The 12,688-nt window shown below is 71.6% G+C and carries 11 protein-coding genes; 4 read left to right on the top strand and 7 right to left on the bottom strand.

What is annotated here, in order from left to right:
- Positions 1–143 precede the first annotated feature (143 nt).
- Positions 144–1,568, top strand: coding sequence for a rifampin monooxygenase (rox, locus tag ACFOY2_RS33165; protein ID WP_379532046.1), 1,425 nt, complete (start codon positions 144–146; stop codon positions 1,566–1,568).
- A 131-nt stretch (positions 1,569–1,699) separates the two neighbouring features.
- Here the strand turns inward: rox and ACFOY2_RS33170 are convergent, their stop codons facing one another.
- Positions 1,700–2,299: a CGNR zinc finger domain-containing protein gene (locus tag ACFOY2_RS33170; RefSeq protein ID WP_379532047.1), complete on the bottom strand. Its 600-nt coding sequence runs from the start codon at positions 2,297–2,299 to the stop codon at positions 1,700–1,702.
- A gap of 86 nt (positions 2,300–2,385) precedes the next feature.
- Between ACFOY2_RS33170 and ACFOY2_RS33175 the strand changes: the two genes are divergently transcribed.
- Together ACFOY2_RS33175 and ACFOY2_RS33180 are read left to right on the top strand one after the other, a co-directional pair.
- Entirely contained in the window at positions 2,386–3,174 is a 789-nt protein-coding gene (locus ACFOY2_RS33175; RefSeq protein WP_379532048.1) for an MBL fold metallo-hydrolase, read from the top strand.
- Positions 3,175–3,458: 284 nt separating this feature from the next.
- Positions 3,459–3,950 (top strand): hypothetical protein, encoded by a 492-nt coding sequence (locus ACFOY2_RS33180; RefSeq protein WP_379532049.1) that lies wholly within the window; start codon positions 3,459–3,461, stop codon positions 3,948–3,950.
- Here ACFOY2_RS33180 and ACFOY2_RS33185 read toward each other — a convergent pair.
- The 6 genes from ACFOY2_RS33185 to ACFOY2_RS33210 form a co-directional block, all read right to left on the bottom strand.
- Positions 3,838–4,350 (bottom strand): hypothetical protein, encoded by a 513-nt coding sequence (locus ACFOY2_RS33185; protein WP_379532050.1) that lies wholly within the window; start codon positions 4,348–4,350, stop codon positions 3,838–3,840. The genes ACFOY2_RS33180 and ACFOY2_RS33185 overlap by 113 nt on opposite strands.
- Positions 4,347–5,126: a MerR family transcriptional regulator gene (locus ACFOY2_RS33190; RefSeq protein WP_379532051.1), complete on the bottom strand. Its 780-nt coding sequence runs from the start codon at positions 5,124–5,126 to the stop codon at positions 4,347–4,349. The genes ACFOY2_RS33185 and ACFOY2_RS33190 overlap by 4 nt, the downstream gene beginning before the upstream one ends.
- A gap of 331 nt (positions 5,127–5,457) precedes the next feature.
- On the bottom strand, positions 5,458–6,498 hold the full coding sequence (locus tag ACFOY2_RS33195; protein ID WP_379532052.1) for a DUF4037 domain-containing protein: 1,041 nt from the start codon (positions 6,496–6,498) through the stop codon (positions 5,458–5,460).
- Between the two features lie 79 nt (positions 6,499–6,577).
- Positions 6,578–7,342, bottom strand: a complete 765-nt coding sequence (locus tag ACFOY2_RS33200; protein ID WP_379532053.1) for a GNAT family N-acetyltransferase — start codon at positions 7,340–7,342, stop codon at positions 6,578–6,580.
- Entirely contained in the window at positions 7,339–8,769 is a 1,431-nt protein-coding gene (gene purB, locus ACFOY2_RS33205; RefSeq protein WP_379532054.1) for an adenylosuccinate lyase, read from the bottom strand. Before purB ends, ACFOY2_RS33200 begins: the two co-directional genes overlap by 4 nt.
- A 71-nt stretch (positions 8,770–8,840) precedes the next feature.
- A complete protein-coding gene (locus tag ACFOY2_RS33210) occupies positions 8,841–12,077 on the bottom strand; it encodes an efflux RND transporter permease subunit (protein WP_379532055.1) in 3,237 nt (1,078 codons plus the stop codon).
- Between the two features lie 100 nt (positions 12,078–12,177).
- On the opposite strand from ACFOY2_RS33210, the gene ACFOY2_RS33215 reads away from it, so the two are divergent.
- The gene (locus ACFOY2_RS33215) at positions 12,178–12,630 is read left to right on the top strand and encodes a MarR family winged helix-turn-helix transcriptional regulator (protein ID WP_379532056.1); all 453 of its coding nucleotides are present in this window, start codon (positions 12,178–12,180) and stop codon (positions 12,628–12,630) included.
- The last annotated feature ends 58 nt before the right edge of the window (positions 12,631–12,688 follow it).

Below are 12,688 nucleotides of genomic sequence, written 5' to 3' on the forward strand. Positions count from 1 at the left end.
CCGGGAGCGCCTCGCCAACAAGGCACTCCCGAAAGGCAACACCTATGCACTCTCCGCAGGTCACCGCCGAGCCGTCGTCGAACGATTCGGTCGAGCGCGACTTCACCGCGGGCGACGTCTCCGGCGCCGATCGCGCGCCCCTCATGTTCGACGTGATCATTGCCGGGTGCGGGCCGACCGGTGCGATGCTGGCCGCCGAACTGCGGCTGCACGATGTGCGGGTACTCGTTCTGGAGAAGGACACCGAGCCCAAGTCGTTCGTCCGCATCGTCGGCCTGCATATTCGCAGTCTCGAGCTGATGGCGATGCGCGGACTGCTGGAGCGCCTTCTCCAGCATGGAAGACGGCGTCCGGCGGGCGGTTTCTTCGCCGCCATCCCCAAACCCGCGCCCAAGGGCCTGGATTCCGCGCACGCCTATCTGCTGGGCATCCCGCAGCCGGTCATCGAACGCCTGCTCGAAGAGCATGCGATCGAACGGGGTGCGCAGGTCCGGCACGGTTGCGCGGTGGCCGGTTTCGAGCAGGACGACGAGGGGGTGACCGTCGAGCTGGCCGACGGGGAACAGTTGCGTGCGCGCTATCTCGTCGGCTGCGACGGCGGGCGCAGTACGGTGCGCAAACTGCTCGGCGTCGGCTTCCCCGGCGAGCCCGCGCGGACCGAGACGCTGATGGGCGAGATGGAAGCAGGCGTGCCGCAGGAGGAGATCGCCGCCAAGCTGGCCGGAATCAGCGAGGTCCATCAGCGATTCTGGCTGCGGCCCTTCGGCGAAGGGATCTACAGCGTCGTCGTCCCCGCCGCGGGAGTCGGCGACCGCGCCGCACCGCCCACCCTCGAGGATTTCAAACAACAGTTGCGCACCATCGCCGGAACCGATTTCGGCGTGCACTCCCCGCGCTGGATGTCCCGTTTCGGGGATGCCACCCGGCTGGCCGAACGGTATCGGGTCGGGCGGGTGCTGCTGGCCGGCGATGCGGCACACGTCCATCCGCCCATCGGCGGGCAGGGCCTCAACCTGGGCGTTCAGGACGCGTTCAACCTCGGCTGGAAACTGGCCGCACAGATCCGCGGCTGGGCGCCGGAAACGCTGCTGGACACCTACCAGGCCGAACGTCATCCGATCGCCGAGGACGTGCTGGACAACACCCGCGCCCAGATGGAACTGCTGTCCGCCGAACCGGGCCCGCGGGCCGTGCGCAGGCTGCTCACCGAGCTGATGGACTTCGAGGAGGTGAACCGCCATCTGATCGAGAAGATCACCGCGATCGGCATCCGCTACGACTTCGGCCAAGGCCCCGACCTGCTCGGCCGCCGCCTGCGCGACATCGACGTGAAACAGGGCCACCTCTACGGTCTGCTGCATCGCGGCCGCGGCCTGCTGCTGGACCGCACCGAACGCCTGACCGCCGGCGGCTGGTCGGACCGGGTCGACTACCTCGCCGATCCCACTGCGGGACTGGATGTCGCGTGCGTCCTGCTACGCCCCGACGGCCACGTCGCCTGGATCGGCGACGATCAGCAGGACCTGGACGAGCACCTCTCCCGTTGGTTCGGCAAACCCGCCACCTGATAGCGAACTGTCCTCAACCCCGCCGGACTACTGGTCCGCTGCTGCCGCCGCACATGAATGGGCGGAGCGTCAGTCTGCTCGCGTTGGCAGCGTGGAGAACGTCGGCGGCGCAATCAAGGGGGCGGGGTTGGTCAGTTCGGCGTCGGCTGGGTGCGTCGGGCGTAGGCACGGGCGGCGCGGGCGCGGTCACCGCAACGGGTGGAGCACCAGTGGCGGCGGCCGTGGCGCAGCAGGTAGCGGTTGCAGGGATTGGATCGGCAATGGGTGAGGCGTTCGGCGTCGGGGCCGGTGAGCAGGTCGGCCGTGTTGGCCGCGAGGGTCGCCAGAGCGTGGTCGAGGATCTCGTTGGTGGGGCAGGGCGCCGCACGGTAGGGGCCGTTCTTGTCGTCCCAGTACAGCAGGGCGGCCGTGGGGGCCTTGCTCAGCGCGTCATTGACGGCGGACAGAGCCGCGGGCAGGGCGGGCAGGGCGGCGACATGGGCGGCGAACAATGCCCTGACGTGCTCGCGTAGCGAGCGCAGTTGCGTCACGCACATCTCCTGCACCCCGGCGTCGGCCGGAGCGAGGCCGCGTTGGGTGAGCCAGTGGTTCGTCGCCTCGGGGGTGCCGAGGAGATCGATGAACTGCCCTCCGGGCAGCGCGACGGCGCTGTTGACGAAGTCGAGGGCGAGGTGGTCCTCCGCCCCTGGCGCGGGCGGCAACGCGGAGGCGGCGGTCGGGGTCTCGCTCATAGCTCTCATGGTACGGCTTGCGTTCGTCCGTGAGACGCCGCTACCTTCATCACGGATAAACCGTTTCTCATCCGTGAGGTGTCTGGATGGCCAGTTTCAGCACGACCACCGAGCCGATCCCCGTCCGCGTCTTCGGCGGCCCCACCGCCCTTTTCGAATACGGTGGCCTGCGGTTCTTGACCGACCCGACCTTCGACGCTCCCGGCGACTATCACGTGCCGGGCGGCCGGCTGATCAAGACGGCTCCCCCCTCCGCCACACCGGCCGACCTCGGCCGTATCGATGTGGTCCTGCTCTCCCATGACGAGCATCCCGACAACCTCGACAACTCCGGCCGAACGCTGCTCGCCGACGTCCCGCTCACGCTCACCACGCCCGGCGGCGGGCAACGCCTGGGGAACGGGGCCAAGGGGCTGGCCGACTGGGAGCCGATCGAGCTGGACCGCCCCGGCGGCGGCACGATCACCGTCACCGGCGTGCCCGCCATCCACGGACCCGGCCCACGCGAGAAGGTCGAACCGATCACCGGCCAAGTCGTCGGATTCGTCCTGACCGGGCAGGGCCTGCCCACGGTCTACGTCAGCGGCGACAACGCCTCACTCGACCTGGTCAAGCAGATCGCCGACCGATTCGGCCCGGTGCACACCGCCATCCTCTTCGCCGGAGCCCCCCGATTCCCCATCCTCTTCGACGGCGAGCCGATCGTCCTGGACAGCGCACAGGCCGCCGAGGCCGCCAAGATCCTCGGCGCCCGCCGGGTGGTTCCCGTCCACTACGACAGCTGGGCCCACTTCACCGAGGGCCGTGACGAACTGGTGGCCGCCTTCACCGACGGCGGGGTGGCCGACCGCCTGGACCTGGGCGACCGGGGCTGACCGCGCAGCCGCGCAGGCCGGTACCTCGGCAGGACCGGCCGGCCGGCCCGCCCCGCCGGCTCGGCCTGCCACAGCGGTGTCCGCCACGCCGTCTCGGGTGTCTTGCGCCGTTGTCTTCCGCTATGGGCTTGGACGCGTCTTCCGCCATGGGCTTGGGACGCCGAGCGCGATGCGCTGTCGCTTCTCCCCCGGTCTCCGCCGCGTCGCCTCCCGTCGACCTCACCTGTCGAAACCGCGCCATTGGCGGCGCCCGGTCGGATCACCCCAATCGAAAGAACTCTCTCGTGACGACTGACGTGCCTGCCCGGATCAAGGACGCCCCGCGCCTTCAGGCGCAGCGCCGCTCCCTGACCGTCCTGGTCGCCGCCCAAGTCCTCAGCGGCGTGGGACTGGCGGCCGGCGTGACCGTCGGCGCCCTGCTCGCCCAGGACATGCTCAGCTCCACCAGCCTCGCCGGCCTGCCCAGCGCCGCGGGCACCGCAGGCTCCGCGCTGGCCGCCGTCGCCGTCGGGCGCATCTCCCAAGCCCGCGGCCGCCGCCCCGGCCTTGCCGCCGGGTACCTCGCCGGTGCCGTCGGCAGCGCCGGCGTCATCGCCGCCGCCGTCGCCGGCAACCCCGCCCTGCTGTTCCTGGCCCTGTTCGTCTACGGCGCCGGCGCCTGCCTCACGCGGGCCGCACCGGCTGCCGCAGTACCGTGCGCGGCCGCGGATCGTCCAGCGCCGTCAGATACACCTCATGGTGCAGCCCGTTGGCGACCAGCCCCCGCTCGGCCATGAACGCCTCCATCACCGCCAGCGACACGTGCTCCTGGCTGAACGGCCCCATGTGCACGACCTCCACGCACTCCCCCTCGGTGAACGTCACCACCCGGACCCGGTCGACCGCGGCCCCCGACGCCCGGGCCGCCTCCCGCGCCCGTTCGGCCGCCCCCGGCTCCGGCGCCGCCGCCAGCGGCAGCAGCAGATGCCAGCGCCACTCCTGACGCGGCACCGTCAGGGGCGGCCGGTCGTCCTCCACGAACCACTGGCCCTCCAGCGGGCCGCCCGGCCCGCCCATCCGCGCGGCCACGGCATACAGCGCGCCAATCGCCGCGGTGTGCTCGGCTCCGCCCGGCTCCCCCACACCGGTGACGTTCAGGCAGTTCACCGGACCGTACTCGGCCAGCACAGGATTCATGACTCCTCCTCCAACGAAACCATCACATGAGTGACCAACTGGTCAGGAGAGGTGACGGCCGGATCCGACACATACACCTCACGAAGCCGGCCCCGCACCGGGAGCCGGCGCTCGGCGCACCAGGCCAGCACGGCGTGCGCGGTCAACGACATCTGGTCGTAGGGGCCCACGTGCGTCGCGCACGCGAACGCGCCCCCGGGCAGCACCCGCACCTGCCCCACCGGGGCCGCTCCCGTCTCCAGCACGGCGGCCACCTCCACCTCGAACGCCTCGTCCACGTCCACGGGGAACAGCCCGATCAGCTCCAGCGGCGCGCCCTGCCAGGCGGTCACCAGCCGGGCCGCGGCCGACGACGTCGCCCGGCCCACGTCCAGGAGGCCATCGGCCCGTTCCCGCACCACGGCCGCCCGTCGCGACGGCTCGCGCACCACGCGCACCCGCGCCGACGGCAGCCCTTCGGCCATCACCCGCTCCAGCCAGGCCAGCGTGCGCCGCCGGCGCGCCAGCTCCGCCTCCAGCCCGTCGCGGACCGCCTCCAGCGCCTGCGGCGAGCCCGCCAGCACCTCGTCGATCACGGCCAGCGGCACGTCCAGCGAGCGCAGCAGCCCGATCGACAGCGCCGTGCGGGCCTGCGAGGCCCGGTAGTAGCGGTAGCCGGTCTCGGCGTCCACGTACGCGGGCCGCAGCAGCCCCAGCTCGTCGTAGTGCCGCAGCTGCTTGACGCTCAGCCGGCCGAGCCGGGCGAACTGCCCGATGGGCAGCAGATCCTCTTCCACGCCCCAAGCATGGGCCCTCCCATGGGGGAAGAGTCCAATGCGCCGCACGCTCCTGCCGTGCCGGGTGGTGGGAGGCGGACGAACTGCGCCGGCAGCTCGCCGCCTCCGGCGGTGAGGCCCGCGTCGAACGCCGGCCCGGCCGACGAGGTGTGGCGGCTGCCTGAGCCGTTCATCGTCCCCGGCCCGGGGCGGGCAAGCTTGTGGAGTAACGTCACGCCGCACGGGCCGGCGCGTCAGGGCGGAGGTTCTGGCTGCTGCTCTGGTTGAGGGTTGAGCATGTTGAAATCGGACAAAATTCTCCAACCCCCTCAACTTTACAATGTAGATCAAATCATGCGGTAAGCCCCAGTGCGGCCGCTGTCAGCGTCCGCGCCCGCCCCGGCGTTGTCAGCAGGTCCGTCGAGTCCGACAACTGGTCCGCGCACCCTGCCATCGGCAACGCCCGGATCGCCGGATCGGCCACCGAGTCCATCAACGCCCGCACGAACCGATCCCCGCCGATCACCTGGAACGGCCGGTCGAAATACCCCCGCACGTCCTCATCCAGGCGCTCGGCCAGCGCCAGCCGGTTCTGCAGCGCCGCCAGGCGCGTGTAGGCGCCCGACAGCCCCTGCTCCCGTTCCCGCCACGACCGCGCCGCCACCGCCGTCCCCAGGCACTCCCCCAGTTCCGTCGAGCCGGGCATCCGCGCCAGCGCGCTGCCCAGCCATTTGGCGTACGGGGGGTAGCGCCGGCGCAGCAGCAGCGCCAGCCGCATCACCTCCCGAGCCAGCCGCATGCCCACCACCGCCGAGCCGAGTTCGTCGCCGACCTCGCCGCACCGGCCGGGGAAGGCCTCCTCCTGGGCGATGCGCCGCCACTGACAGGCCAGCACGTAGCGCCACACGTCCTGCGGATACCAGCGCAACGCCGCCCTCACCGCCTCCAGCCCGCCCTCGGCCAGGCCGTCGTGGAAGACCTCCCCGCTGGTCACCTCGGCCAGCCGCTGCCAGGGCGCCGACAACCAGTCCAGCAGCGACACCCCTGATCGCGGGTCGAACCCGAGCTGCTCACGCAGCCACGCCCCCAGCTCGCTCACGACCACCCCGGGCCGGACCTCGCCGTGGTAGCCGAACACCGTCGGGTAGCCGCGGAAACGTTGCGGCAGCGCCGCGGCGACCTTCGCCTCCACCTCGGCCGCCATGCCGGCCGGCACGAACACCAGGACTCTCGGCCCCCAGTCGTGGTCGGCCGAGCGGGCGGTGTCGAACGCCAGCACCTCCGAGCCCGGCCCGACCAGCGCGGCGCTGTGCGCCAGCCCGCGCACCGACGGAGCGACGACCTCGGTGTAGAAGGCGCGCGACAACTCAATACCAGGCACAAAATCGGACATCACCCCGTCCACTCTGCCCCAGCGCAGCCCGAACCTCACCCGGTTTTCCCCGGCGCCGACCGGCTGTCAGCCAGGCCCGTCAGCCGGTCGCGGAGGTGGCCATCACCCGCACCCGCCGGTAGCCGATCCGCTCGTAGACGCCGATCGCGGCGCGGTTGTCGTCGTCCACCATCAATGCCGCCCGCCCGTGCGAGCGCATCAGCTCGCGCGAGGTCCACCGGCACACCCGCTCGGCCAGCCCGCGCCCGCGAAAGCCCGCCCCGGTCGCCACCCCGGCCAGGAATCCGACCGTGGGGGCCGACCAGGCGTCGGCCGCGACCGCGGCCAGCACGCCGCGTATACGCAGCCCGGCCCAGCGGCGCACCCCGGCCGCGCCGGGGATGGCGTAGGAGTCGGGCGCGGCCACCGCCAGCAGCGCGGCGATGTCCGCTCCGGCTCCGGCGCCCAGCCAGGCGACCCCCGCGCCGGAGCCGTCCCCGGCGCCGTCTTCGTGGCCGGCGTGTTCATGGACGGCGGCGGGCAGGCTCATCCAGGAGAACTGGCCGCCCGGCCGCACCCCGTCCACCCGCGCGCTCACGCGCCGCATCAGCTCCCGCTCCCCGAACGGCCGGTAGGAGGGCCCGAGCTCGGCCAGCGCGTGCCGCACCAGCTCCGCCGCGCAGCTGGCGCCGCCCCACACCGCCATCCGGTCGCGCCGCGACACCGACGGGCTCGCGGCCACCACGGCATCCCCCAGCGCCCATGCCCGCGCCCCCGGGCGCAGCCCCTGCGCCGCCCACACCAGCAGATCGTCGTCGCCGCAGGCGGCCCGAACCTCGCCGTCGGTGGCCAGCGCCCTGATCACAAGATCGCGCCTGGACGGTAGGCGGCCGCCTCGGGGTGGGCCGCCACGACCTGGCCCACCTGCCGCACGACCGCCTCCACCTGCTCGGCCGCCGCCCCGGTGAACGAGACCCGATCGGCCAGCAGCGCCTGCAGCTCGGCCCGCCCGAGCGGGAAGCGCTCGTCGCCGGCCAGCCGCTCCAGCAGCTCGTTGGCCGCGCCCCGCGAGCGCATCTCCAGCGCCGCCGCGACCGCGTGCTCCTTGATCAGCTCGTGGGCGCTTTCCCGCCCGACGCCGGCCCGCACGGCCGCCATCAGCATCTTCGTCGTGGCCAGGAACGGCAGGTAGCGGTCCAGCTCGGACGAGATCACCGCGGGGAAGGCGCCGAACTCCTCCAGCACCGTCAGCATCGTCTCCACCAGCCCGTCGAAGGCGAAGAACGCGTCCGGCAGCGCCACCCGCCGCACCACCGAGCACGACACGTCGCCCTCGTTCCACTGGTCTCCGGCCAGCTCCCCGACCATCGAGGCGTAGCCGCGCAGCACCACGGCCAGGCCGTTGACGCGCTCGCACGAGCGGGTGTTCATCTTGTGCGGCATCGCCGAGGAGCCGACCTGGCCCGCTTTGAACCCCTCGGTCACCAGCTCGTGGCCGGCCATGAGCCGGATCGTCGTGGCCAGCGACGACGGCGCGGCCGCCGCCTGCACCAGGGCGGTGACCACCTCGAAGTCGAGCGAGCGCGGGTAGACCTGCCCGACGCTGGTCAGGCGGCGGGTGAAGCCCAGGTGGGCGGCCAGGCGCTCTTCCAGCTCTGCCAGCTTGGCCCGGTCGCCGCCCAGCAGGTCGAGCATGTCCTGCGCGGTGCCGACGGGGCCTTTGAGGCCGCGCAGCGGGTAGCGGCCGATGAGCTCCTGCAGCCGGTGGTAGGCGACCAGCAGCTCATCGGCCGCGCTGGCGAACCTTTTGCCCAGGGTGGTGGCCTGCGCGGCGACGTTGTGGGAGCGCCCGGCCACGACCGTGGCCTGGTGCTGGGTGGCCAGGCTCGCCAGGCGGGCCAGCAGCGCCACCACCCGGTCACGCGCCAGCAGCAGGCTGTCGCGCACCTGCATCTGTTCGACGTTCTCGGTCAGGTCGCGCGAGGTCATGCCCTTGTGCACCTGCTCGTGCCCGGCCAGCGCGTTGAACTCCTCGATGCGGGCCTTGACGTCGTGGCGGGTGACGCGCTCGCGGGCCGCGATGGAGGCCAGATCGACGTGCTCGACGACCTTGTCGTAGTCGGCGATCGCCTCGGCGGGCACCGCGACCCCGAGCTCGGCCTGGGCCCGCAGCACCGCCAGCCACAACCGCCGCTCAGCGACGATCTTGTACTCGGGAGACCACAGGCGGGTCAGCTCCGGCGAGGCGTAACGCGCGGCCAGGACGTCGGGGATACGCGGCTTGGAAGTCACGTTGGACAAGTGTATTCACCACGGTGCGCCCGCACGGCACCAGGCCGTGCGGGCGCACCGTGCCGAGCCGCCTACGAGGCGGGCGTCAGGACTTTGGCCTCCGGCTCGGGCGCGGCCGGCGTGCGCCGCATCCGCTCCTTGGCCCGCTCGACCATCGTGTACAGGGTCGGCACCAGCACCAGGGTGAGCAGCGTGGAGGAGATCAGCCCGCCGATCACCACGATCGCCAGCGGCTGGGAGATGAACCCGCCGGAGCCGGTCACCCCCAGCGCCATCGGCGTCAGCGCGCAGATCGTGGCCACCGCGGTCATCAGGATCGGCCGCAACCTGCGCCGGCCGCCCTCGATGACCGCGTCCTTCACGTCCATGCCTTGGTCGCGGTACTGGTTGATCAGGTCGATGAGCACGATCGCGTTGGTCACCACGATGCCGATCAGCATCAGCATCCCGATCAGCGCCGGCACGCCCAGCGCCGTGTCGGTGGCCACCAGCAGCCCGACCGCGCCCGTGGCCGCGAACGGGACCGACACCAGCAGGATCAGCGGCTGGATGAAGCTCCGGAACGTCGCCACCATGATCATGAACACGATCGCGATCGCCGCCAGCATCGCCAGCCCCAGGTCCGAGAACGCCTGCGCCTGGTCGGCCGAGGCGCCGCCGATCTCGAACGTCGCGCCGCCGGCCAGCGCCAGGCCGTCCAGCTTCGTCGTCAGCGCCTGCGTCACGCTGCCCAGGTCGCCGGCCTGGGTCTTGGCCGACACCGTCGCCGAGCGTTCGCCGTCGATGCGCGACACCTGCGTCGGCCCGGCCACCTCGCGCACCTCGGCCACCGTCGACAGTTTCACCGTCCCGGCCGCCGTGGCCAGCTTCAACTCCTCGATCGCCTTGATGTCGTCCGGCTCGTCGGCGCCGCGCAGCACCAGGTCGCTGGTGCGGCCGTCCAGCGTGATCTGGCCCAGCGGCGCGCCGCGGAACGCCTGCGCCACCGCCTGGCCGACCTGCGCCTCCGACAGGCCCCGCTCGGCGGCCTCCTGCCGGTCGACCACGACCTCGACCCTCGGCGCGCTGGCCTCCAGGTTGGAGGAGACCTCCCGCAGCCCCGTCACCTGGCTCATCGCGGTCTTGACCGTGTCGGTCGCCGTGCGCAGCGTCTGGGTGTCGGGCGCCTGCACGATCACGTCGATCGTGTCGGAGGAGAACCCGCCGCCGCCGGCCCCGCCGACGGTCACCTCGCCGACCCCCGACAGGCCCGCGATCCGCTCGCGCAGCCGCTGCTCGACCGCGGCGGTGTCCACGCCGTCGGCCAGCGTGACCGAGTAGGAGGCGCGGTCCGCGCCGCCGCCGACCGCGCCGCCCTGCATGGCGTTGCCGCCGCCCACGTTCACCTGATAGGTCTGGACGCCGTCCAGGTCGGCCAGCACGCCCTCGACCTTTTTGGCCGCCTTGTCGGTGGTGGCCAGGTCGGTGCCGACGGGCATCCGCTGCGACACCGAGATCGTGTTCTGCCCGGCGGCGTCCAGGAAGTTGGTCTGCAGGCTGCCGGCCAGGCCCATCGTGCCGATGAACACCGCCACGCCGATCAGCAGCGTCACCAGCTTGAAGCGGGTCGCGAAACGCAGCACCGGCAGGTAGGCCCGCTGCAGCGGCGAGCGCAGCTCCTTGGCCTCGGCCTCCTCGCGCTGCTTGCGTGCCTGCTCCGGCGTCAGCTCCGGCGCCTTCAAGAACCAGTAGGCCAGCACCGGCACCACCGTCAGCGACACCACCAGTGAGGCCAGCAGCGCCACCGCCACCGTGATCGCGAACGGGCTGAACAGCTCGCCTACCATGCCGCCGACCACGGCGATCGGCGCGAACACCGCCACCGTCGTCAGTGTCGAGGCCGTGACCGCCCCCGACACCTCGCGCACCGCCGTCAAGATCGCCTGTAGTTTGGCCTCGCCGTAGGCGAGATGGCGTTTGATGTTCTCCAGCACCACGATCGAGTCGTCCACGACCCGGCCGACCGCGATCGTCAGCGCGCCCAGGGTCAGCATGTTCAGCGAGTAGTCGCCTGCCCACAACACGATGAGCGCGATCACGACCGACAGGGGGATCGACACCGCCGTGACCACCGTCGAGCGCACCGACAGCAGGAACACCAAGATGACCAGCACCGCGAAGGCCAGTCCGAGCAGCCCTTCTGTGGTCAGGTTCTCGATCGACTCCTCCACGTAGGGGGCCTGGTCGAAGACGACCGACACCGCCGTGTCGGAGGAGTCGCCCAGCGCCTTGGTCAGCTCCGGCAGCTTCTGGCGGACCTCGTGCGAGATCGTCACCGCGTTGCCGTCGGGCACCATCGTCACCGACACGCCGAGGCTCGTCTTGCCGTCGGTCCGCGTGATCGTCGTGGCCTCGGCCAGGCCGCGCGTGATCGTGGCCACCTCGCCCAGTTTCACCGGCTTGAGCGGCTTGGGCGCCGCCGCCCGCTGCTGGGCCAGGGCGGCCTGTGCCGCCGGCCCGTTCTGGCCCGGCTGGGGGCGGGCCTGCTGCTGGGCGGGCTGCTGCTGGGCGGGCTGCTGCTGGGCCGCCGGCTGGGCCGGCGTCAGGTACAGATCCTTCAGCTTGGCCACCGAATCGACCCGGCTGCCGACCTGCACCGTCAGCGAGGTGCCGTCGGAGGTCAGCGTGCCCGCCGGGATCGGCGTGCCGTTGGCCTTGAGCACGTCGGGGATCTGCGCCGCCGACACCCCCGCCTTGGCCATCTTCTCGGTGTCCGGCTCGATCGTGACGACCTCGTCGCGGGTGCCGGTGACCGACGCCTCGCGCACCCCCTCCACGCCCTGCAGCTCCGGCACGGCGATGGTGCGCAGCTTGTCGGCCATCGCCCGCTCGTCGCCGCCGTCGCCCACCGCCAGCACCAGCACCGGGATGTCGTCGGTGTTGCCCGCCACGACCTGCGGGTCCACCCCGTCGGGCAGGGCAGCCCGGTCGATGGCCTGCTGCATCTTGTTCAGCGAGGCCTCGACGTCGGTGCCGTAGGTGAAGGCGACCTGGATCTGCGCCAGGCCCTCCTTCGACGTCGAGGTCATCTGCTCCATCCCGGCCAGCCCCTGGAAGGAGTCCTCGATCGGCTTGGTGATCTCGTCCTCGACGATCTCCGGCGACGCGCCGGGATAGGAGGCGACCACGAAAGCGCCGGGAAAGGCCAAAGATGGCAGCAACTGCTGTTTCAACTGCGGGATCGTGAACGCGCCGAACGCGCTGAGCACGACCGCGACCAGGATCACAAGACTTCGGTTGACCAGACTCAACCGTGCCAAAGCGGTCATAGGCGTCCCCTCCAAGAGTTCGCCACAGACTAACACTTTGCCTTGAACGAATATTTAGATCACTCAAGCTTTCCTGATAACCTTCTCAGGAAAGCGAGAGGTGAGCGTGAACGACGAACGGGAAGACCTGATCCGCCGGATCACCGAAAGCCAGCGTGGCCTGGGCCGGCTGTTCGCCCAGCATCAATCCCCCCTGTTCTCCTCCAACCTCACCATGCGCCAGCTCAAGGTCGTGATGATCCTGGCCGCGAGCGGCTCGGCCTCCGGCCAGGACCTCGCCGGCGACCTCGGCGTCAGCCTCGGCACCGTCACCGGCATCGTCGACCGCCTCGTCGCCCAGGGCCTGGTCAGCCGGCACGAGGACCCGCACGACCGCCGGGTGCGCCGCGTCGAGCTCACCGCGAAGGGCGCCGCCCTCGTCGAGGAGATCAACAACGCCGGCATCGAGCACTTCCGCAGCGTCATGCGGCACCTCGACACCGAGACGCTGCGCGCCCTCGACCACGTCACCCGCACCATCCGGGCCGTGGCCGACAAGCTCTACAACGGCTGATCCGCTGCCGCGGTTCCCGGCTTTTCGGGCTGGACGAATCGGACATCCAGCCCGAATG

This window comes from Nonomuraea purpurea (assembly GCF_042650645.1).
Lineage (GTDB): Bacteria > Actinomycetota > Actinomycetes > Streptosporangiales > Streptosporangiaceae > Nonomuraea > Nonomuraea purpurea.

Coding starts and splice junctions, on each gene's coding strand:
- rox (WP_379532046.1), top strand. CDS start 144: ATGTTCGACGTGATCATTGCCGGGTGCGGGCCGACCGGTGCGATGCTG.
- ACFOY2_RS33195 (WP_379532052.1), bottom strand. CDS start 6,498: ATGTCCGATTTTGTGCCTGGTATTGAGTTGTCGCGCGCCTTCTACACC.
- ACFOY2_RS33170 (WP_379532047.1), bottom strand. CDS start 2,299: ATGAGCGAGACCCCGACCGCCGCCTCCGCGTTGCCGCCCGCGCCAGGG.
- ACFOY2_RS33175 (WP_379532048.1), top strand. CDS start 2,386: ATGGCCAGTTTCAGCACGACCACCGAGCCGATCCCCGTCCGCGTCTTC.
- ACFOY2_RS33185 (WP_379532050.1), bottom strand. CDS start 4,350: ATGAATCCTGTGCTGGCCGAGTACGGTCCGGTGAACTGCCTGAACGTC.
- ACFOY2_RS33210 (WP_379532055.1), bottom strand. CDS start 12,077: ATGACCGCTTTGGCACGGTTGAGTCTGGTCAACCGAAGTCTTGTGATC.